This window comes from Niallia sp. FSL W8-0954 (assembly GCF_038005605.1).
GTDB lineage: Bacteria > Bacillota > Bacilli > Bacillales > Cytobacillaceae > Niallia > Niallia circulans_A.
This window is the reverse complement of the sequence record NZ_JBBOTN010000001.1, coordinates 2,341,031-2,360,795: the sequence shown is the minus strand read 5'-3', so window position 1 is coordinate 2,360,795 and position 19,765 is coordinate 2,341,031. Positions and strand designations below refer to the sequence as shown.

General features: G+C 34.5%; 24 protein-coding genes. 7 read left to right on the top strand and 17 right to left on the bottom strand.

Annotated elements, in window-relative coordinates:
• Nucleotides 1-194 precede the first annotated feature (194 nt).
• From nadA to nadB, 3 genes are read right to left on the bottom strand one after another with little or no spacing between them, the layout of a single operon-like run.
• Complete coding sequence (nadA, locus tag NX902_RS11600; protein ID WP_095328465.1) at nucleotides 195-1,298, bottom strand: quinolinate synthase NadA; 1,104 nt, start codon at nucleotides 1,296-1,298, stop codon at nucleotides 195-197.
• A gap of 22 nt (nucleotides 1,299-1,320) precedes the next feature.
• Nucleotides 1,321-2,157 carry a carboxylating nicotinate-nucleotide diphosphorylase gene (nadC, locus tag NX902_RS11595; protein WP_095328464.1) on the bottom strand — a complete coding sequence of 279 codons (837 nt, stop codon included), beginning with the start codon at nucleotides 2,155-2,157 and terminating at the stop codon, nucleotides 1,321-1,323.
• Nucleotides 2,099-3,706: an L-aspartate oxidase gene (gene nadB, locus NX902_RS11590; protein ID WP_095328463.1), complete on the bottom strand. Its 1,608-nt coding sequence runs from the start codon at nucleotides 3,704-3,706 to the stop codon at nucleotides 2,099-2,101. The genes nadC and nadB overlap by 59 nt, the downstream gene beginning before the upstream one ends.
• 140 nt (nucleotides 3,707-3,846) lie before the next feature.
• Between nadB and NX902_RS11585 the strand changes: the two genes are divergently transcribed.
• Both NX902_RS11585 and NX902_RS11580 read left to right on the top strand, forming a co-directional pair.
• Complete coding sequence (locus NX902_RS11585; protein WP_095328462.1) at nucleotides 3,847-4,977, top strand: IscS subfamily cysteine desulfurase; 1,131 nt, start codon at nucleotides 3,847-3,849, stop codon at nucleotides 4,975-4,977.
• Nucleotides 4,978-5,165: 188 nt separating this feature from the next.
• The gene (locus NX902_RS11580; RefSeq protein WP_095328461.1) at nucleotides 5,166-6,182 is read left to right on the top strand and encodes a DUF3231 family protein; all 1,017 of its coding nucleotides are present in this window, start codon (nucleotides 5,166-5,168) and stop codon (nucleotides 6,180-6,182) included.
• A gap of 115 nt (nucleotides 6,183-6,297) precedes the next feature.
• On the opposite strand, the gene NX902_RS11575 is transcribed toward NX902_RS11580, so the two are convergent.
• The 9 genes from NX902_RS11575 to NX902_RS11535 form a co-directional block, all read right to left on the bottom strand.
• Entirely contained in the window at nucleotides 6,298-7,065 is a 768-nt protein-coding gene (locus NX902_RS11575) for a GNAT family N-acetyltransferase (protein WP_123257614.1), read from the bottom strand.
• Nucleotides 7,066-7,180: 115 nt separating this feature from the next.
• The gene (locus tag NX902_RS11570) at nucleotides 7,181-7,642 is read right to left on the bottom strand and encodes a GNAT family N-acetyltransferase (RefSeq protein ID WP_095328459.1); all 462 of its coding nucleotides are present in this window, start codon (nucleotides 7,640-7,642) and stop codon (nucleotides 7,181-7,183) included.
• 129 nt (nucleotides 7,643-7,771) lie between these two features.
• Nucleotides 7,772-8,590 (bottom strand): lipid II flippase family protein, encoded by an 819-nt coding sequence (locus NX902_RS11565; RefSeq protein WP_095328458.1) that lies wholly within the window; start codon nucleotides 8,588-8,590, stop codon nucleotides 7,772-7,774.
• A gap of 163 nt (nucleotides 8,591-8,753) precedes the next feature.
• Nucleotides 8,754-9,065, bottom strand: a complete 312-nt coding sequence (locus NX902_RS11560; RefSeq protein ID WP_163188486.1) for a hypothetical protein — start codon at nucleotides 9,063-9,065, stop codon at nucleotides 8,754-8,756.
• A 109-nt stretch (nucleotides 9,066-9,174) separates the two neighbouring features.
• Nucleotides 9,175-10,209 (bottom strand): DUF2332 domain-containing protein, encoded by a 1,035-nt coding sequence (locus NX902_RS11555; protein WP_095328457.1) that lies wholly within the window; start codon nucleotides 10,207-10,209, stop codon nucleotides 9,175-9,177.
• Between the two features lie 79 nt (nucleotides 10,210-10,288).
• Nucleotides 10,289-10,567, bottom strand: a complete 279-nt coding sequence (locus NX902_RS11550; RefSeq protein WP_171509602.1) for a hypothetical protein — start codon at nucleotides 10,565-10,567, stop codon at nucleotides 10,289-10,291.
• Nucleotides 10,568-10,609: 42 nt separating this feature from the next.
• Entirely contained in the window at nucleotides 10,610-10,813 is a 204-nt protein-coding gene (locus NX902_RS11545; RefSeq protein WP_163188490.1) for a hypothetical protein, read from the bottom strand.
• Between the two features lie 302 nt (nucleotides 10,814-11,115).
• Entirely contained in the window at nucleotides 11,116-12,738 is a 1,623-nt protein-coding gene (locus tag NX902_RS11540) for a putative polysaccharide biosynthesis protein (RefSeq protein ID WP_123257610.1), read from the bottom strand.
• 60 nt (nucleotides 12,739-12,798) lie between these two features.
• Nucleotides 12,799-13,089: a hypothetical protein gene (locus tag NX902_RS11535; protein WP_095328450.1), complete on the bottom strand. Its 291-nt coding sequence runs from the start codon at nucleotides 13,087-13,089 to the stop codon at nucleotides 12,799-12,801.
• Between the two features lie 427 nt (nucleotides 13,090-13,516).
• Here NX902_RS11535 and NX902_RS11530 point away from each other — a divergent pair, with 427 nt between their 5' ends.
• From NX902_RS11530 to NX902_RS11525, 3 genes are all read left to right on the top strand, one after another.
• Complete coding sequence (locus NX902_RS11530) at nucleotides 13,517-14,371, top strand: alpha/beta fold hydrolase (RefSeq protein ID WP_341160735.1); 855 nt, start codon at nucleotides 13,517-13,519, stop codon at nucleotides 14,369-14,371.
• On the top strand, nucleotides 14,362-14,643 hold the full coding sequence (locus NX902_RS25830; RefSeq protein ID WP_163188494.1) for a UPF0715 family protein: 282 nt from the start codon (nucleotides 14,362-14,364) through the stop codon (nucleotides 14,641-14,643). The genes NX902_RS11530 and NX902_RS25830 overlap by 10 nt, the downstream gene beginning before the upstream one ends.
• 132 nt (nucleotides 14,644-14,775) lie before the next feature.
• The gene (locus NX902_RS11525; protein WP_123257607.1) at nucleotides 14,776-15,354 is read left to right on the top strand and encodes a hypothetical protein; all 579 of its coding nucleotides are present in this window, start codon (nucleotides 14,776-14,778) and stop codon (nucleotides 15,352-15,354) included.
• A gap of 31 nt (nucleotides 15,355-15,385) precedes the next feature.
• On the opposite strand, the gene NX902_RS11520 is transcribed toward NX902_RS11525, so the two are convergent.
• From NX902_RS11520 to NX902_RS11510, 3 genes are all read right to left on the bottom strand, one after another.
• Nucleotides 15,386-15,955 (bottom strand): HAD hydrolase-like protein, encoded by a 570-nt coding sequence (locus NX902_RS11520; protein ID WP_163188496.1) that lies wholly within the window; start codon nucleotides 15,953-15,955, stop codon nucleotides 15,386-15,388.
• A 69-nt stretch (nucleotides 15,956-16,024) separates the two neighbouring features.
• Nucleotides 16,025-16,234, bottom strand: coding sequence for a hypothetical protein (locus NX902_RS11515; RefSeq protein ID WP_095328445.1), 210 nt, complete (start codon nucleotides 16,232-16,234; stop codon nucleotides 16,025-16,027).
• Between the two features lie 83 nt (nucleotides 16,235-16,317).
• Nucleotides 16,318-16,980 carry an HAD family hydrolase gene (locus NX902_RS11510; protein ID WP_163188514.1) on the bottom strand — a complete coding sequence of 221 codons (663 nt, stop codon included), beginning with the start codon at nucleotides 16,978-16,980 and terminating at the stop codon, nucleotides 16,318-16,320.
• A 134-nt stretch (nucleotides 16,981-17,114) separates the two neighbouring features.
• On the opposite strand from NX902_RS11510, the gene NX902_RS11505 reads away from it, so the two are divergent.
• Both NX902_RS11505 and NX902_RS11500 read left to right on the top strand, forming a co-directional pair.
• Nucleotides 17,115-17,513, top strand: coding sequence for a hypothetical protein (locus NX902_RS11505; RefSeq protein ID WP_163188498.1), 399 nt, complete (start codon nucleotides 17,115-17,117; stop codon nucleotides 17,511-17,513).
• 43 nt (nucleotides 17,514-17,556) lie between these two features.
• Nucleotides 17,557-17,889, top strand: coding sequence for a DUF3139 domain-containing protein (locus NX902_RS11500; protein WP_163188500.1), 333 nt, complete (start codon nucleotides 17,557-17,559; stop codon nucleotides 17,887-17,889).
• Between the two features lie 96 nt (nucleotides 17,890-17,985).
• Here the strand turns inward: NX902_RS11500 and NX902_RS11495 are convergent, their stop codons facing one another.
• Nucleotides 17,986-18,897 carry a DUF2268 domain-containing putative Zn-dependent protease gene (locus NX902_RS11495; RefSeq protein WP_341160734.1) on the bottom strand — a complete coding sequence of 304 codons (912 nt, stop codon included), beginning with the start codon at nucleotides 18,895-18,897 and terminating at the stop codon, nucleotides 17,986-17,988.
• 201 nt (nucleotides 18,898-19,098) lie between these two features.
• Nucleotides 19,099-19,701 carry a hypothetical protein gene (locus tag NX902_RS11490; RefSeq protein WP_171509600.1) on the bottom strand — a complete coding sequence of 201 codons (603 nt, stop codon included), beginning with the start codon at nucleotides 19,699-19,701 and terminating at the stop codon, nucleotides 19,099-19,101.
• Nucleotides 19,702-19,765 lie beyond the last annotated feature (64 nt).

The following is a 19,765-nucleotide window of genomic DNA, read 5'->3' as shown; positions in this document are numbered from 1 at the left end:
ATTCTCCATATATTACCTATATTTTAAAGGAAGATAGAATACTTGTCATTAACCATCTGTTTGAAAATTCAACTTTGAATAAATATTCTGGTTAAATTATAACTTACTTCTTTTTATTGTTGCGATATGTAATGGCATCTTAACTTAACCAAAAAAACTGCCTTTATTTTACAAAGCAGTTTTCAGCTTAGAATTCAGGATAATTCCAACATTCTATCCAATGCTATTTTTGCATTAGACGCTATTGGCTCTTCGACATTAATTCGATTCCTTTCAAAATTGTCTTCAATTGATTCTAAACACCATACGAGATGAGGTAAATCAATCCGATTCATTGTTAAACAAGCACACATATATGGGTTAAGGGAAATAATTTCTTTATCCGGGTGTTCTTTCATAATCCGATTAACTAGGTTCATTTCCGTACCAATAGCAAAAGCACTTCCAGACTCTGCATTTTCGATTACATCAATAATATAATTGGTTGAACCAGCTAAGTCAGCTGCCGCGACAACTTCTCTGCTGCACTCTGGATGGACAATAATTTTCATGTAAGGATATTGCTTTCTAACTTGCTCGACATTTTTCACGGTAAAATTTTCATGCACAGAACAATGACCTTTCCAGAGTATTACTTTAATATCTTCTATCACGCCTTCATAAACAAGTTCATTTTTGGCCGGATCCCAAATGGCCATTTGCTCTAAAGGAACCCCTAAATTATAGGCAGTATTTCTTCCAAGATGCTGATCTGGTAAAAATAGTAATCTTTCCTTTTTTGTAAAGGCCCAGGATACCATTTTTTCAGCATTAGAAGAAGTTACGGTTGCTCCCCCATTTTCTCCGACAAAGGCTTTAATGGCTGCTGTTGAATTTACATAGGTTAGTGGTATGATCGTGTCTCCGAACAATTCCTGCAGCTTGATCCATGCTCGATTAGTCTGATAAATATCGGCCATATCCGCCATCGAGCAACCCGCCCGCATATCTGGCAAGTAGACTTTCTGCTTCTCTGTAGTAAGGATATCAGCTGTTTCTGCCATGAAATGAACCCCGCAAAAGACAATAAACTCTGCTTCTGTATTTTCAGCCGCAACTTGCGCTAGCTTTAAGCTATCCCCTGTAGCATCAGAAAATTGAATAACTTCATCCTTTTGATAATGGTGACCTGGAATAAATAGTTTTTTGCCTAATCGATTCTTTACACTAACCACTCTTTCTTCTAATTCCGCATTTGACATGGCCAAGTATTTCTCTGGTATTGTATTTGATGCTTGCAGCCCCTCTAAAAGATTCATTTTCCTCTCCCCTTTTTACTCTTTAATCAAAGCTTACTTTCACACTAATATCTACTGCTTTCACCGAATGGGTTAAAAATCCTAATGAAATATAATCCACTCCACACTCTCGATAGGAAGCAAGATTTTCTAATGTAATTCCACCAGATGCTTCTGTCGTTACAGTTTCTGGAACATGTGTAATCCACTCCACAATTTCTTCAGGCTTTCGATTGTCAAACATAATTACATCAGCGCCAGCAGCTAGAGCTTCAAACATTTGTTCCTTTGTTTCCGTTTCAACTTCTACCTTAACCATATGACCAATTGACTGTTTAACCGCTTTTACAGCATTAGCGATCGAACCGGCGAAAGCAATATGATTATCTTTAATCAACACCGCATCATACAATCCGAAGCGATGATTATGCCCTCCGCCAACTGTTACCGCATATTTTTCTAACATCCTTAACCCTGGTGTCGTTTTTCGCGTATCACTTATTTTGGTGTAGCCACTATTTAAAGTTTCTACTGCTTCACATGTTTTTGTGGCGATACCACTCATTCTTTGGACAAGATTTAAAATAACACGCTCCCCTTTTAATAAATCACGAATCTTTCCTCTTACCGTCGCCAATTTTTGACCTACTTCCATTCGGTCTCCATCATGGATACGCATTGTGACTTCTGTTGCCGGATTCAAAACTTGGAATCCTACCTGAATAATCTCTTCCCCACAAAAAATTCCATTATCCTTCGATAAAAACACGATTTCTCCTTGCTGCTCTTTGGGAAAAATCGCATCTGTCGTCACATCACGTTCACCGATATCTTCCATAAAAAATGCTTCCAGCAGTTTCTGCAATTTTAATTGGTTCATTTTGATTCTCCTTTGTTTGTTCACGATTCATGCAGATCTTTTTTTTCATCCATTCATTCTTTTCCATAGGATAATCAGAACGAAAGTGGCCCCCTCTGCTTTCTTTTCTTTCCAATGCAGATTTGGTAATTAGAAAAGCTGTTAAAAGCATAAAATACTTTTCTATCTCCTCGACTGACTTATTTTCTAAAGAGATCTGTTCCAGATTGGTTATTCTGAAACCTTCAAGCCATTCAAGATGCATCCGTAAGTGGATTCCATTACGGACAATGCCTACATACTCCATCATTCGATCTTGAATCTCTGCTTTTTCTGGCAAAATCGGAAAGAAATTCTCATTTTTTTCTTCGTTTTTCCATTGAATCGTTTCCGTTTTTATTTTTTGCTTTTTATGAAGAAGTGTCGCAAGGTTTTTCCCCATATATAAACCCTCTAAGAGAGAATTGCTTGCTAAACGGTTCGCTCCATGAAAACCTGTGCAAGCTGCTTCACCAATTGCATAAAGATTATCGATATTTGTTCTTCCATGCAGGTCTATATCAATTCCCCCCATTAAAAAATGACTGCCTGGCGCAACTGGGAGCAGACCTTTCTGCAAATCAATGCCTGCTTTTAGACACATATTTGTAATTGTAGGAAATCTCTCTTGAAAATTTGCAATCATGGAAATATCTAAATAGACTGGTTCCCCTTTCGATAAATACTGATAAATTGTTTGGGAGACGATATGCCGTGGAGCTAAGTCTTTATAAGGATGGACATGTTCCATCACGTACTCTCCAAAAGCTGTAACTAGTCTTGCACCCTCTCCTCTGACAGCTTCTGAAATCAGTCCAATCGTTTTTCCGTTAACATAAAGCAGGGTAGGATGAAATTGTATAAACTCCATATCGCTAATATTTGCCCCTGCTAAATAAGCAAGCGCAATTCCATCTCCCGTAATGGTGGAAGCACTACTCGTATAGGTGTAAAGATTTCCACACCCACCTGTTGCAATAACAGTATGAGCGCTATAAAATTCTGTTCGTGTTCCATCTGAAAATATGCCTTTTGCGCCAAAGCATTGTTTAGTATTAGTATTTACCATTAATTCATAGACGAAAACATTTTCGATGATTTTGATATTATTAGTCTTTGTTTCCACTAAATACTGCATCAACTGTTTTCCAGTAGTATCACCGCCACTGTGTACTACTCTGTTTTCCGAATGAGCACCTTCCATTCCTAATGCAAGATTTCCTGCCATATCCTCATCAAATTTGCATCCCCCCTGCCGCAATTCATTTATTAAGATGGGTGCTGCGTTTGTAATTTTCGTTACTACTTCAGGATTATTGTGAAAGCGTCCAGCTTCAAATGTATCAAGTGCGTGCTTTCTATAATCATCTGAATCTCCCATGCTTGCAGCAATTCCACCTTGAGCTAAATAAGAATTGCTGCTTTCTATTTTAGATTTTGTGAGAATTATCACATTGAAATCTGTTGAAAGTTTTTTAGCTAGCTGCAAGCTAGCGATTCCACTACCAATAATCAATACATCCGTGTCCATTTTTCACCATCCTATTTTACAGGTGTCTTGACACTTATATTTACATAGTTTTAAAATTAAGGCAAGGGTTTTTTATGGATAGATTTTTAGCTTATTAATCTGGTTCCCGTAAACAACTGATTTTTTTGGAGGAATTTTTGATGAAATATTTTGATTATGCAGCAACTACTTCTTTAGATTCCGATGCTGCTTCTACTTATGTCGAAGTTGCTTGTAAATACTTTGGAAATTCGAACAGTCTTCATGATATGGGAGATACAGCTACTAGAATCGTCGAGAATTGCCGTGAAGAATGGGGAAGATTAATAAACGTAGATAAAAAAGGCATTTACTTTACAAGCGGTGGTACAGAAAGTAATTTTCTTATTTTGCAAAGCTTACTTAAGGGGACAAAAAAGGAAGGAAAACACCTTATTACATCAATAGCAGAGCATGCTTCAATTCACGGTACGATGCATGTCTTAGCAGACAAAGGCTATGAAATTACGTATTTGCCATTATCAGAAACTGGCTTAATCGATACTCGGTTACTAGAAGAAACAATTCGTCCTGACACCGTGCTTGTTTCTATCCAACATGTGAATTCTGAAATTGGTACAATCCAACCAATAAAAGAAATCGGAGCGATTTGTAAAAAGCATCATGTTCTTTTTCATAGTGATATGGTGCAAAGTATTGGAAAAATAGAGGTTAAAAAAGTAACCCCCTATGTCGATGCATTATCCCTTTCGAGTCATAAATTTTATGGACCCAAAGGTGTCGGTCTTGCCTATATTAATCCAAATGTTCCTTGGATTCCAATCGTATTAAATGGTAGCCACGAAAATGGCTTTCGCTCTGGTACAGTTAACACAGCTGGGATTGCAAGTATGACCGTCGCTGCCCAAAAGGCATGCTCTACAATTTCGGAGAACGAAACGAAGCATTCTAAGTTCCGAAGGTTATTTACAGAGATGCTTCCGAAAGAAACCGTTACTGTTTTTGAATGTACGGATCAATATCCAGGAATTATCGGATTACGAGTTAAAGGGATAGAAGGTCAATGGCTTATGCTTGAATGTAATCGTCGTGGATTTGCCATCTCCACAGGCAGTGCGTGCCAGGTCGGAAAACAAGCCCCTTCCAAAACCATGAAGGCGTTAGGATTGGCTGATCAAGAGGCAAAAGAGTTTGTTCGGATATCGATGGGCAAAGACAATATGGAAGAAGATGTAAGAGATTTAGCCAATACGATTAAACAGCTTGCACTAAACAGTTCACTTCCTAAGTAAACCATTTTACTCGTATAAATTGTGTATCTATTATGGAAACATCTATTATAGCCTACTCACTTTAACCTATTTTCGCTTCTTTAACATTTTGTTTAATTCTTACATAGAAATGGCGCAACTATGAAATATTAATATAAAATCAAAAAATAAAATTGTATTTGATATATGCACTTGTTGGAGGAGCTTTTATGAAGAAGATCAGTCATGATGTAGAACTAACCACAGCTGAAATAGCGAACCTTTGGACTCAATACATAAATGATTCTTTATCCATATGTATTCTTACCCATTCAATTGAAAAAGCAAAAGACGAAGACATTAAAGAAGTACTCTACTTTTCCCTTAGCATTGCTGAAACCCATATCACTAAAATTACTGATTTCTTTACTCAAGAGAACCTTCCCATTCCCAAAGGTTTTTCAGTGGAGGAAGATGTTAATTTAAATGCTCCTTCTATCTTTACAGACGCTTTTATTATAGCGTATTTACATATTATGACCTTACTAGGATTGACTGGATATGCAGGTGCCGTTTCTACATCATCAAGAGCTGACCAGTTAGATTACTTTATCCAATGTAACAAGGAAACGATGGAGTTACATAAACGGATCGTTTCCATCATGCTAAATAAAGGATTCTATAGTAAAACTGCTAGAATTAATACACCAGAGCAAGTCAAATTTGTCGATAACCAAAGTTATTTAGCTGGATGGTTTGGGAAAAAACGACCATTAAACGCTATTGAAATAAGCGGTATGAGCTTTAACATGAAAAAAGACGTAGTAAAAACAGTTTTAGAATTAGGCTTTGCTCAGGTTTGCCAAACAAAAGATATTCAAAAATATTTTGAAAGAGGCAAAAAAATTTGTTTGAACCACTTCACTACTTTTAATACTATCCTTACAAAGGAAGACTTATCTTCTCCAAAAACATGGGTGTCGGAGGTAACAAATTCCACCGTTTCTCCTTTTTCTGATAAATTAATGTTATACCATATCGTTACATTGGTTTCTTCTGCAGTTGGCTATTATGGTGCTGGCTTATCTGTTTCTCAAAGAAGAGATATTGCGGCAGAATATACAAAATTCATGGCTGAAGTAGGTTTATACGCTGAAGATGGATGTGAGTTATTAATAAAGTATGGATGGCTAGAGCAACCTCCTTTAGCTGATAACAGGCAGACTTTAGCAAATAATAAGGAATAATTCTTATTACTAAATTTACTATTTAGGGAAAAAGTATATGGAGCATTGTCTTCTAGACTTTGCTCTACTTTTAGAATCCATTTGAAGATTGCTCTTTATTTCATTTCGCTCATGTTTACTTACTCATTTTCAAATCCTGTCTTTCTATTAATTGTAGAAATTTATTCTTTGTTTCTGGATGATAAGTTATGATTTCCCCATTATATATAACAGTAAATACGCCAAAAGGTGTCGGAGACAGATGTTGTACCATTTCATTATCGTTCATTTCAAGGACAGTTACTTTTAAGCCATGCTCATCTGCTGCAGCTTGCAAATTATCAACAGCATCTTGCGTGAACGGACATTGGTCTGACTTGAACACCGTAATCCCATTATCATATTCGTTTGCTATCAGCGACCAATCGATAAAGCTAGGTTTCCGATCATTTTGAAAAGCATAAGCCATTAATTCAAAATCCCCTCTTTTATCCACTTGATTAAAACCCTTTTTTTCAAAGAGAGTTTTGTCTGGTAACCAGCTTTTCTTACTGGTGACTATTGCAACACCATCCAAATGTAATTCTCTCGCATCCTTTATACATTCCTCTAAAAGCTTGCTCCCATAACCTTTTCCTTTGCTCTTGCCAACGATCCAGAAGCAGTGAATCACCATATATTTCTTGGCATTTATCGCTCGCCATGTAAATTCACTGGGAATATACTCAATAAAACCTCTTTGTTTACCGTCTTCTAAAAGGATTTTTACTTTTAACCCTTCTTTAAACCGTTTCTTCATCCACGCTAGTTTATTTTGATACCCTTTTGATTTCGGTTTGCTTCTCATACAAAAAAATCCGTATTCATCCACGTTTTCAGCATTTACATTCAAGATTTCAAACATCGTCTCTCCTCCTTATCTTTTAAATGGAATGTTCATCAACTATATACATTCTCCTACAGATTTAATGCTTCTCTATTGATAACAGCCGAACCACTTTATCTCTCCACCCTCCTTGCTATAGTTTCATTTTCAGCCCTTCATGTGTTGCTTGAAAGCCTAATCGTTCATAAAAACGCATGGCATCTGGTCTTTGTTTGTCAGTCGTAAGCTGAATCAAATGACAGCCTCTTTCTTTAGCACGCTCGATTGCCCAGTTAATTAGTTGAGTACCTACCCCTTTACCTCGTACAGAAGAGACAGTTCTTACCCCTTCAATAGTCGCTCGCCATCCTCCTTGATGGGTAATATATGGAGTAAAAGTAATTTGTTGAACACCAACTACTTCATTTCCAAAACATGCTACCACTAATTCATTATTGGGATCTTCTGCAATAGCTTGAAACGCTTGCAGGTAACTGGCAGGAAGCGGCTGTTCATAGCGCTCTCGCTTACTGCCTAACATATCATCAGCAAGCATAGCTACAATCTGATCTAAATCTTGTAATGTCGCTAACCTAAACTCTAATGACACTGTCATTTTTAATTCCTCCTTTAGTAAAAATTATTTTGATAATTCTCAAATGTTCTTCCATTCGTTTGAAAAGCTAATAGATCTAACGACAATTTTATTGATGGCGGTAATTTACTTTTCAGCTCCTATTTTAGATTAAAGCCATTCTGCAAACCAAGCCACATAATAAGCTGCAGGCAAAAAGATTATTTGCGCTACTATCGTGCCGATAAATTTAGAGCTAACCATTGTTAATGAGTAGCTTTTCAAATAAATATAGTCCGTTTGTTTTTTCATGACGCGATCAGCTAACACAGACGCCTTTGGATCAATAAATAAGGTCAGAATGATGGTGGCAATCCCGTTTATTACCCCTGAGGACATTAAAGCTGCCTGAGAAACTTTTGCTGGAACTAACATGGAAGCATATATGGAGGATATGACACCCGTCGTAAATATAGCTGAAATAATGACATTTAATACAAATAAACGCTTTGGAACTGTGTTTAAGGTAATTCCTTTAAAATAGGATAATCGCGGTAATTTAAGACATTTTAGAAGCTTGTTTAGGTTGTTCTTCTTGAATAATTTAGAAAAAAGAGCTAGCATGGACCCTCTTTCATTTGCTAATTGGACAATTGCTCGTGAAAAGATATTTATAAATGTTGGAAACAACAGGATACCAATTAATACCCCCATTGATGTTACTCCTATTAAAATTCGATATTGCGCCGCAATAAAAGTTAATTTGTCTGCCCCTTTGGGAACTTCTGCTATCAATTTTGCTGTTAATGGCTGTTGAAACATAGTAGAAAATCGCGAAACAATAACCATCGTGCTAAATAACGATATTGCAGTAGCTATTAACTTAACTCTCGTACCAGATATTCTCGTTGAATAGGCTAATGTTTCTATCATTGTAATCACTAACAGTAAAATAGATATGATGATGACCTTTGACGTTATTAATTCCATAAAAACTCCTTTAATTTTTCTTCTAGCTACATTATAACTCTTTTTTTGGAATTAACTAGAAATATTTGCTAAAGTTGATTTTACATTAAATAGATGTTGTTAAAGTAATAAAAGGACACCGTAATAAGTGTCCTTTTTCGTTTATATGTATTTATTTTAAAGGCTATTTTGCTGTAACTTTACGATATATAATATAATTCGCCGTGTTCAAAATAATTGTCACAGAAAGGAGAAAGGCAGTCGCAACCACTACCCCACCTGATGTGTCCATCATTGCACTCCAATCCTCCATTTTTACAAGATAATAGCTATAGAAAATCTGAAAAGAGATAGAAATCGCACAAGCACCCATGCTAAGAAAACAAATCATTAGCCCATTTCTCTGAACTTTCTTTTTATCTCTCATTAAGTTTGTAGCCGGCAATATCCAAGCAATTAAACCAAGCACCAGGCTCCCAATATTCAGTAACCCCATCCTATTTTAATGCCTCCTATTATATACATTCCACATTTAATAGCCCTAGAAGTATATTCCCTTATTTTAGTATAAAGCTAGCTCTTTATCATAGAACTTAATTACTTCCTTATCTAGTATCATTTTTTAACCATTTAAACCATCGTCCATGTCCGTCTGTTTCTGCAATGCTATTTTCACTCTTCTTACCGGCCATATAATAATCTAAGTGTAAGTATCTATCTTGAATATTATTATAAAGATGAAATACTTCTCTGTGCTTCCCAATTTCTTCCACACCTTGTAACAGAAGCTCCTTCCCTTCTCTTGGTATTTGATTCGCTACATGGGTATGAAAGATGCAAATGGCACTGCCCTCTGGAATAGTTTCGGCATAATATGGCAGCAAGCTTACTCCATCACCGCTCACTACGTTCAAAGCACCTTCTCTTCTGTAATCTGCCGCTTTTTCAAATAAGAATAATCTCTCTCTATGTTCTGGCCATATCAATGCTTTTAGCCATAATTCTTCGTCTTTGTCATGTAAATCTATCGTATGTAAATCAAAACCAATCCTTATCGTAACAGGAGGAGAAGTTTTCAATAAGAATGGCATATTTTCTCCTATTACAGTCGCAGTAATTGGCAGTTCTGACTCTGAATTTCCATACCATTCTTTACCGTATGAATAGGCATACTTATCCCATTGAAGCTGAAAGCCTGCGCTAGTGCCTATTTCGATTAACGCTAGCGGTTTCTTAGCTAGATTATATATCATGCAAAAAGCAGGATAAAGGTAAGAACATCTTCTCACCTCATTCGTTTGAACTAACTTCGTTTGGAGAATCCATGTAATCTCCTTTTGATATTTGAGGCAGAAATCTTTAAAAATAGGAAACGAAGCCTTAGCTGTTTTGGGATTCTCTGTGATACTAGGGTAATAATCTTTTAGCGAGTGATTGGTCCCCTTTAACAGAAGGTAGTGAACGGCACCAAATAATAGATTAGGGACAGGCTGCCCAACTCTAGCACATTTAGCAATATTAAGAAGCGTTTTATCCATTGCAATTTGTTTAGACAAAAGTGCGTAGAGGACGCTTGATCCCTTACATTCCTTTTCTGCAAAGGTTAAAAATGTTTGAGACAGCATTTCATTAGTACGCATTCTCCTAATCATCCCCTCATATGAATTGGTAATCTATCCTGTTTAATGCTGTATGTGCAAAAATGCTTTAAAAATTTCTCTACTTATTATATGCAGTTCGGCCTGATCCTCTTCTTTTTTGGCTGATAATTTCGGTGTTTGGCTGATTCTCCTCTAATTTTGGCTGATAATTTCCTTGTTTGGCTGATTTCCACCTTACTTTGGCTGATAATTTCGCAGTTTGGCTGATTCCCACTATACTTTGGCTGATAATTTCGTAATTTGGCTGATTCCCACTATACTTTGGCTGATAATTTCGTAATTTGGCTGATTCCCACCTTACTTTGGCTGATAATTTCCTAGTTCGGCTGATTCTCACCTTACTTTGGCTGATAATTTCGCAGTTTGGCTGATTTCCCTCTTACTTTGGCTGATAATTTCGCAGTTTGGCTGATTTCCCTCTTACTTTGGCTGATAATTTCGTAATTTGGCTGATTCCCACCTTACTTTGGCTGATAATTTCGCAGTTTGGCTGATTCCCACTATACTTTGGCTGATAATTTCGCAGTTTGGCTGATTTCCCTCTTACTTTGGCTGATAATTTCCTAGTTTGGCTGATTCCCACTATACTTTGGCTGATAATTTCCTAGTTTGGCTGATTTCCCTCTTACTTTGGCTGATAATTTCGTAATTTGGCTGATTCCCACCTTACTTTGGCTGATAATTTCGCAGTTTAGCTGATTTCCCTCTTATTTTGGCTAATAAATTCGTTATTCAGCTGATTCCCTTCATATTATGGCTGATATTATATACTTCTCTATTTAATTGAGAGCCTATTAATTTATCCACCATAACTCCCCATTATAATTTCAACTCCAAATATCTAGGCTTCTCATATTAAATAGAATAAAGCATAGTAGACTCCATTTAAAAAGATTTATTGATATTCAACTTCTTTATTACTCGTATTGCTCGTTCCCCAAAGAGCTGAATAATTAAATTAGACTTAACACTTAGACAAAAATAAATACTTATTCCCACAACCATACAAACAATCACTATAATACATGCGTCTACCTTAGCTTGAGCTGATAAAAATAAAGTTAATAGCATATAGGTAAATAGTGTTCCAATAAACATAGCGAGTGTAAAGAATCCGATTTGCAGTACTCTTTTGATAACTAATCTTAAAGAATAGCCAGCAAACTTTTTTATCACATAAAAATTAATTATAATTGCCATTAAATACCCAATACTAGTAGCTATTACTGCCCCACTGGTTGCAAAAATTTTGATAAGTGGTATGTTCAGACATAATTTCACCATTAAACCTAACAGCAAACTTATAATAGTATATTTTTGCTTATTTATTCCTTGAAGAACCGCTGCTGTAATAGAGAAAAGGGAAAATAGAATAGCTACCGGAGCATATATTCTTAATATGTCCGTACCAAGTTCTTTATGATGATAAAATACGGTATAGATCGGTTCGGCAAGCAGCGAAAGACCTACAACAGCAGGTAATGTAAAGAATAGAACAATCTGAATTGTTTGATTCACTTGTTGAACTAAACTGACATGATCTTTTTCTGTATATGCCTTCGTAATGGCAGGAACTAGCGTTAACGAAAAAGCAGTTGCTAAAGAGACTGGAATAATGACAAGTTTATGAGTATTTAAAGTCAAAACACCAAATGCAGTTACTACTTGATCTTTTAAGCCAATAGATTCCATTGCACCTTTGAAAGTAAGTTCATCAATAAACTGGAATAATGGATTTGCAAGCCCTACAAAAATAAAAGGGATTGCATATACGATAATCTCTTTATATGTTTCCTTAAGTGAAACATCAATGACTCCTTTATCTTCTAAAAGAAGCTTATCAAGATGGGGTTTTCTTTTATACCAATACCATAATAAGACTACTAAACTTCCAACTGCACCAATAAATGCCGCAAAAGTTGCTACACTGACCGCAGTAACCAAACTTCCTTTTAAGAGATTTAGTATGATATAAGCACCAGAAAGCATAAAAATAACTCGTACAATCTGCTCAACTACTTGAGAAACTGCCGAAGGTCCCATTGATTGATGCCCTTGAAAAAAACCTCTAATTAAACTCATAAATGGAACTATGACTAAAGCAAAGCTAACCGCACGAATAACAGTCGTCCCATCTTGAACACTTACATCGGCGTTATCAGGTATGCTAGCTGCTGCTAAAATGGGCGCAAAGAGATATAAAATAACAAATGCAACAATTCCAGTACAACTCATCATAATAAGCCCAGATTTAAATAGTTTTCTCCCTACTGCATACTCCTCTAGAGAATTATATTTAGAAACAAACTTTGCCACTGCTAATGGCAAGCCAGCAGTGGCTATACTGATAAAAATAGAATAAGGGATATAAGCCATCGAGTATAAAGCATTTCCTTTTTCCCCTACTATATGATAAAAAGGAATAACATAGAGCATACCAAGAACTTTTGAGATAATTGTTCCTAGCGTTAAAAGAAATGTTCCTCTTAGAAGTTTTGATGATTCCATTAAATCCATCCTTTTAATTATCTTTTCAAATAACCATTAAAATTAAGCCAGCAATAATTTTTATTTTTCTGAAATTCCATTTGCCAGCAACAAAAAATATGTCCAAATGGTTATTGGAATCAACAAAATAATATTAGATAAAATACTAAAAATTTTTATGTTTTTATTTTTAGATTGTACACCTATAATAAGTGAAACTAGTAGGCCTAAGTCTATTAATAAATATAAGGATATTGGTATCCACAGAGTTAAATTAGACCCCCTTACAAAAAGAAAAACTGCAATTGAGGCTAAGAATAAGAATAATGTTAAAATAATGGATATAAATTCTTTCTTATTTTTTTGATTCAAGTTTTCCCCTCCTTTATTAATAGATTATAAAATACTTGTTGAAAAAAGACCAATATATGGTAATGAAATATTATGCAAATTAAATAAGATATAGAGCGTTTAAAAAGTGATGGAATTAATCGCCCCTAGAAGGATTCCTCTTGGTGCTGTAATAACTATGAAGTAAAAAATGTCTTGAAGATTGAGCTTAATAAATGTTTCGTTTTTTTATCCTATCATATTACCTGCAGGATCAAATTTTTCGATTGTCTTACGAAACTGTTTATAACTCCTCTCCCAAATGCTAAAATATGGTAACAACTATGTAGTGCTTTCAACAAATATCCGGCATGATGCTGAGTTAATAAAATTAGCAGATTAATAAGTAAACCTTTTACATCCTCATACATAACAAGAGATTACCTTATTGCATTTGAAGGGAGTATATATGAAGAATTGGACTAGAAAGTTATTAAATACCTCTAGGGGAAAATTTGAAATTTTTATTAAAGGGCAAGGTGAACCTCTTTGTATAACCCACCATTATGCAGAATTTAATGAGACAGGAGATTATTTTGCAGAATCCTTTGTCGATACGCATAAAGTATTTCTAGTTAATCTCAGAGAAGCTGGTAGCTCCGATAAGGCTACTCAACCATATGAACTAGGGTTACTAGAGTCTATCTTCGACTTAGAAGCAATACGGGAAGCATTAGGATTTAAAAAATGGAACTTGGCAGGACATTCCACTGGGGGTATTCTAGGAGTTATTTATGGGATATATTACTCTAACAGTTTGAGCAAACTTGTTTTAGTAGGAGCTGCTGCAAGAGAATATATGACATTTTCTCCTGACTGTATATACATTGATAAACACCCATCTTTTAAGAAAATGCAAGATTTGATAGAAAAGCTAAAACGATCTGATTTAACAATTACAGAAAAGATGAGAATTACGAAAGAACGAACAAAGTTAACCTTATATACTCCTGAAAACTACGAAGAGTATTTTTCCCTTCCTATTCAAAAGAAAATATCCTCGATTAGACTGAACTATTTTAGCCGGGAAGTGCAACTTTTTGATGTTACTAGGAAGCTTAAGTTGATTTCAACTCCAACATTAATCATTTGTGGAAAATTCGATGTTCAATGCCCTCTTTCCTATTCGCTTGAAATGAATGAGTGCATTCCTCATTCAAAATTATTGATATTTAATCAAAGCAATCATTATCCGTTTCTAGAAGAAGCTTCACGATTTAAGGATGAAATAGATGCATTTATGGGGGAAATTTCATGCAATTAAAGAAGATAGATATTGATATGATCGCTCACTCATTGCTTACTTCTCTGATAACCGCTATTTGCATTAGTACGATTTACCTTATTAATTCCTCTTATTTTAGTTTGTTGGGAATACTATTATTTAGTTTTATTTTCTTTTGCTTTTATCTGGTTATTGCGTCGCCGCTGCAAATTTTGCTAAATCAAAGACCAAAAAAATTTAGCATTCTCTACCTCGCGATCTATAATGTTTTTTCTGGTGTTGTCACATGGATTGTTGCCATGTTTTTTTGATATGGAAGATCCTTTCCATTCTTCCATCTTTTATTTTGTGTGCATCTCTTTTTTGGAAAGTTGATTCTCTGTTACTTCAGAAAAAAGCGGAATAAATATTGAAATGTGCTGTGAGAAATTAGGAGGAAACGTATGAAAAACTCATTACAAATAATAGCAGAAGCTTCTTATTCATTAAATTTTTTGGTTTATGTTCAAAATATCTTTCTCAACCAAAATGATAATAAGGATAATTGGAAATTCCCCTATCCGCTAACAACGTGCGAGTTTCGAAAGGATTTTTTATTACAGTATCGCGACTTATGGACTAAGGTAACGAAAAGTATTTCTGAGAATAGAGATATTGACCAGGATATTTTCTATAATGAAAAACACTTATTTTATCATGAATTGTGTGATGTTAATGTCGATAATCTAACTGCTTTTGATCAAATATATGATTCCTTTTTCACTTGGTGGACTAGTCTAGCAGGTGGATTTTCCATTGAAAGAGCTATGGGCGAAACAATAGAGCATATCTATCATGATATTTCAACTATACTATTAGAAGAAAAAATCATCCCCAAAAAACCATTACATATTAACTTTATTTATGATAATTCTATAATAGAAGATTTAACCTCTTTTTCCTATTTCGCTGTATTATCAATAAATGATTGTATACTTCATTATAAAGAGGCCGTTGCTCGAATTAAGATTTGTGTAGATTAATTAGCTTCTATAATGGATTCAAAGTTATTTTTCATTTATAGAAGCCATAACTTAATAACAACCTACCTACTTCTTCCCAGTCCTTCACTTTTGTTATTCGTTCGTGCTTACACATTTGATTGTATGGCTTATCAAGTAGCAATACATCTATTCCACTATTTGCAATAGATAGTGCATGGGTAGGGTTGTCTTCAATAAATAGAGTAACATTATGAATGAAAGCGCATTCAGGCTTACCATTTATATATTCTGAAGCGCATACTATATCATCTATGGGCAACTTATTTTTAACTATCCAAAGTTCCGCTGAATTCATCCACGCTTTAGGCCTCCCCGTCATGATTGATAGTTTTGAAGTTTTGCTTAGTTCACTAAGTACATCAATTAAAAATGGATATGGTTTAGCTGAATGCAGTTCCTTTTGGTTGTTTGTAAAAAAATCTACAAATGCTTCAAAGGAATATCCATATAAATCCGAAACTCCATACTCTACCATTTCTTCGTAATCCCAATTTTTGTTATGTATTTTATTTAAAAGTTTTACAATCGATTTTCTCATATCAACAAGTGTATCATCAAAATCTATTCCAATATGGTTCATATAGCCCCTCACATTTTATTTACTCTTAAAAGATTATAGAGCACCAGTATATTTGTTTTATTTTGGGCTCTAAATCCCGAAAAACTGTGGCACTTTTACTCCCCAGTCAAACAAGATTGCCATTATCGTACATACAAAAAACACCACAATGCAAAGGTTTACAATTAATTTCCCAATTCGGTTGTCGTTTTTATCTTTACTTTTCTGTTTTACTCTTTCTCTATATAGTTCTTGGACCATTTTCTGTTTTTGTAATTTCTCTTCCTTATCTCGCTTCATCCCTTATTCCACTCCTTTTTCAAATCCTTTCTTTTATACGCTTCTCGACTTAAAATATCATTCCATTTAGCATCGTTCTATTCTTACATTAACTTTTCTATAATGAAAGGCAATTCTCCTAAATCATCTACAATATAATCTGCTTCGGCATTTCTCCAATGCAAATCCTTCTTCCAAATCCCTTTCATCCCTACTTTTTTCGCAGCAAGCACATCATTTTCTGGATGGTCTCCGACAAATATAGCTTCATTTGGCTGCACATTCAGTATGTTTAAAGCTTTATTAAATATCCTAGGATCCGGCTTTTTTATTCCTTCCCATTCGGAAACCAATATGACATCAAAATATTTTTCAATCTGCAAAGACTTCATATTATCCATTTGAAATTGTCCAAACCCATTGGTTATCATTCCTAAAAGAAGATTCTGGCTTTTTAATCCCTCCAACATCTTCTTAAGATTGTGAAAAGCCATGCAGTGATTTTTAAATTGGCTAAGATAATCTTGTAAGAGCTCTTCCCATGTTATCTCCTTAAGCTCGAATTCAGCTGCTAATTGTTGATATACCTTATCCTTCCAAACATAGCCGCGTTGATCCAATTCAATAAATCTCTTTGTATATGTATCTTTGGGAATATGGCCAAGCTCTATATTCAATCTATCATATTGACAATCCACAAACATTTCTATTGATGCATCTCTATTCAATAAGGTACCATCTAAATCAAATATAATCGCTTTAATCATGGTTAATTGTCGATCCCCCTCCCTAATGTTAAAATTTTTTCTCTGTACTAAATTCATTTTTTTTAAACGATTCTCCTTTTTAATTACATTATTTGTTAAAATAAAGAAAGTGAAGAGAATTGGAGGAAGACAACATGCTTAAAAGAAAAGTAGTATCAGCTATTCTGACTTTATTTTTATCCACTTTTGTATTTACTGTTTTTCTTCCACTAGACTCATTTTTTACTCAACCGGTTATTCAAGATGTTGATTTAAAAGAAGATCTTATAAGCTATACTCTTTTTTTCAGCTTAGGTTTACTTCTATATGGGCTTCCGATCTCCATCTTAATAGAGAAAATATCAAGCAAACTTCCTCAAGGCAGGCTTGCATTCAGCTTTATATTATATGTTTTCTTTGGTTTTCTACCTTTCTTTTTTCTTTGGATTTTCTTTATCTACTCCTTAAGTATATCTATTATGTTCTTTCTTATAGATGAATCCATAAAGCGATTTAGGCAAGAAAAAGATCGTATCATAAACAATGTTTATTGACTTTTTAATTGTCGGTAAGTCTTTTTAAAGGAGGAGCAAACATTTGAAGAAAAAAGCGCTTATTATCTTTACTACCGTGACTTGGCTAATGATACTATGTCCTTTTGCTATATTAGGATATATCAACTATCAAAAACATTCATTAAAAAATGACGTATATGCATATCTTTTGGAAAAATATCAAGAAGAGGACATACTAGAAATTGATACTACCTTGACAAAAGCAAGCTATCACTTTACCACGTTTGTGACTTTTAGAGATGAACCGGACCAAAAATATGAATATATACGTATTGATAAGGAAATTAGACAAGCTTCCCCCAATCCTAATGAAGAGGAGGAACATTTATATAAACACCTTGATTTTAACAAATAAATTAGTTAAAATACAAATTTTCCCATCTCCTACACTGTTTTGCTGGAGAATGTTTTGTATTAGAGTAAAAGGGATTAGTTCGATATGTAACTTCTATTATTGATAATGTTCGTTGTATTTTCCTTCTTCATAAATTTCTCTTGCGCCAAGAGCTGTCCATTCTTGGGGTGTGAAATCTGGATGTAAATCTAAATAGGATCTCATCATCTGATAACCGACATTGTAACCATAATTATAAGGCAGTCCATTCCCGGCCGATATTATTTCTGCTGCCCTGTAGGGATCTTCTTGGAATAAATCTGGTTCAATTTGATTCCAATCATCCTTATTAAAATTGTAATTAACAGTAGTTAGAGTAATATCTTGATATACAAGCTTTTCAAACATTACTGCTTTTCCTTCAAGAATTAAGTTATCCAATACGGTATGAGAGTGAGAATTATTAAAGTACTTTTCCGTCCACACACTATGATGATATTCGTGAGCAATTCCTGCTTTAAGAGTTCCCTCATTAAAATATTCATTGTATAATACACTGATTTTTCCTGCTCCCTCTGTAAACATTAAAGTTGTACTCTTAGTTGCCTCTGTAGGATAAATACATATATTCGTTTTTTGATTTGATGGTATATAATTAGAAGATTTTATTAAACTTTCCTCAATGGCTGAATTTATAGCCTTCACATCCATTGTTTGAATGATATTATTAACTTCTTCTCTATTTTCTGGTGCTTTAACAGTCTCTGTGAAATACTCTGCATCCTGATAACATGCCTCATAAATAGGATTAATTACTTCCTCGTCAAACACCTGACTTTCTGACATATTTACATCTTTTTTCATCCTTTTCTCGAAGTTCTCATATAGTTTATATACGTGAATTATATTGTACGCTTGACCAGTTTCAGGATGTTGGAATGAGTATGTAAGTCCTTCTTTTACCTTTTCTTCTTGTTCTACTACCTCATTTTGTTGACATGATGATAAGAAGAATATTGTAAATATCAAAAGATAGTATTTGATTCCCCGCAAAGTTACCCCTTACCTCCCATAGATTTTTCATTATTTGTACGTCGCTGCATACAAATAGTTCCCGAAAATTCTAATAATTCTTTATATGAAAATAGAAGAAAATTTTTAAAATCCTCCTCTATTCATCTTAGAAAGAATATGCTACCAATACAGTTAGATACTTATATAATAGTAGAACTATTTGTCCAAAGTAAACTCGAATTCAAGACCAGTTGGCTTTCTTTTGAGAGGCTCATTGTATTCCTTAAATATTAATTTAATGTTTGACATATTATCAGGCAAGGGCGGTGTTACAATGAATTCGAATGATATATGCCCACCGGAAGCTCCACCATGATCGTTTCGACAGTCGTAAACAATATTGGTGCCATTGATGGAAAGTTCTATAAATATAAAATGGTGCATATCTCCAGGCTTCTCTTCGGAGACGTCCTTATCAATATTCAAGTGAACTACGCTGGCATTTTCATATTGACGAATAAATGATACTGAATAGAAAACATTATTATCTTCATACGATTTTAAAACTGGTTTATTTTTCAGAAATCCTTTAGGTACTTCTATTGGTTTATATATATCCTCTCTTAGTAAATGGCTAAAAACATCATTTAAAAACTCCCCATTCAAATTATATTTTTTAGACCAAATAGCTATATGCTGCGAAGTTGGATCTCCAGGATCACTTGATATTATTTTTCTTTGACTTATTAATTCACATATTTTTTCATCAATTGACTCCACACGTTTATCATAATAGTTACCATACGATTCAAGTGTCATTTTACACTCTCCTATACTCACGTTTTTATTTCCAATATAACACAATAAAGGGAATATTTTAAAT

Bases quoted from the DNA above. Each gene is read 5' to 3' on its own strand.
- nadA (WP_095328465.1), bottom strand. From the start codon at position 1,298: ATGAATCTTTTAGAGGGGCTGCAAGCATCAAATACAATACCAGAGAAA.
- nadC (WP_095328464.1), bottom strand. From the start codon at position 2,157: ATGAACCAATTAAAATTGCAGAAACTGCTGGAAGCATTTTTTATGGAA.
- nadB (WP_095328463.1), bottom strand. From the start codon at position 3,706: ATGGACACGGATGTATTGATTATTGGTAGTGGAATCGCTAGCTTGCAG.
- NX902_RS11585 (WP_095328462.1), top strand. From the start codon at position 3,847: ATGAAATATTTTGATTATGCAGCAACTACTTCTTTAGATTCCGATGCT.
- NX902_RS11580 (WP_095328461.1), top strand. From the start codon at position 5,166: ATGAAGAAGATCAGTCATGATGTAGAACTAACCACAGCTGAAATAGCG.
- NX902_RS11575 (WP_123257614.1), bottom strand. From the start codon at position 7,065: ATGTTTGAAATCTTGAATGTAAATGCTGAAAACGTGGATGAATACGGA.
- NX902_RS11570 (WP_095328459.1), bottom strand. From the start codon at position 7,642: ATGACAGTGTCATTAGAGTTTAGGTTAGCGACATTACAAGATTTAGAT.
- NX902_RS11565 (WP_095328458.1), bottom strand. From the start codon at position 8,590: ATGGAATTAATAACGTCAAAGGTCATCATCATATCTATTTTACTGTTA.
- NX902_RS11560 (WP_163188486.1), bottom strand. From the start codon at position 9,065: ATGGGGTTACTGAATATTGGGAGCCTGGTGCTTGGTTTAATTGCTTGG.
- NX902_RS11555 (WP_095328457.1), bottom strand. From the start codon at position 10,209: ATGCGTACTAATGAAATGCTGTCTCAAACATTTTTAACCTTTGCAGAA.
- NX902_RS11540 (WP_123257610.1), bottom strand. From the start codon at position 12,738: ATGGAATCATCAAAACTTCTAAGAGGAACATTTCTTTTAACGCTAGGA.
- NX902_RS11530 (WP_341160735.1), top strand. From the start codon at position 13,517: ATGAAGAATTGGACTAGAAAGTTATTAAATACCTCTAGGGGAAAATTT.
- NX902_RS25830 (WP_163188494.1), top strand. From the start codon at position 14,362: ATGCAATTAAAGAAGATAGATATTGATATGATCGCTCACTCATTGCTT.
- NX902_RS11525 (WP_123257607.1), top strand. From the start codon at position 14,776: ATGAAAAACTCATTACAAATAATAGCAGAAGCTTCTTATTCATTAAAT.
- NX902_RS11520 (WP_163188496.1), bottom strand. From the start codon at position 15,955: ATGAACCATATTGGAATAGATTTTGATGATACACTTGTTGATATGAGA.
- NX902_RS11515 (WP_095328445.1), bottom strand. From the start codon at position 16,234: ATGAAGCGAGATAAGGAAGAGAAATTACAAAAACAGAAAATGGTCCAA.
- NX902_RS11510 (WP_163188514.1), bottom strand. From the start codon at position 16,980: ATGATTAAAGCGATTATATTTGATTTAGATGGTACCTTATTGAATAGA.
- NX902_RS11505 (WP_163188498.1), top strand. From the start codon at position 17,115: ATGCTTAAAAGAAAAGTAGTATCAGCTATTCTGACTTTATTTTTATCC.
- NX902_RS11490 (WP_171509600.1), bottom strand. From the start codon at position 19,701: ATGACACTTGAATCGTATGGTAACTATTATGATAAACGTGTGGAGTCA.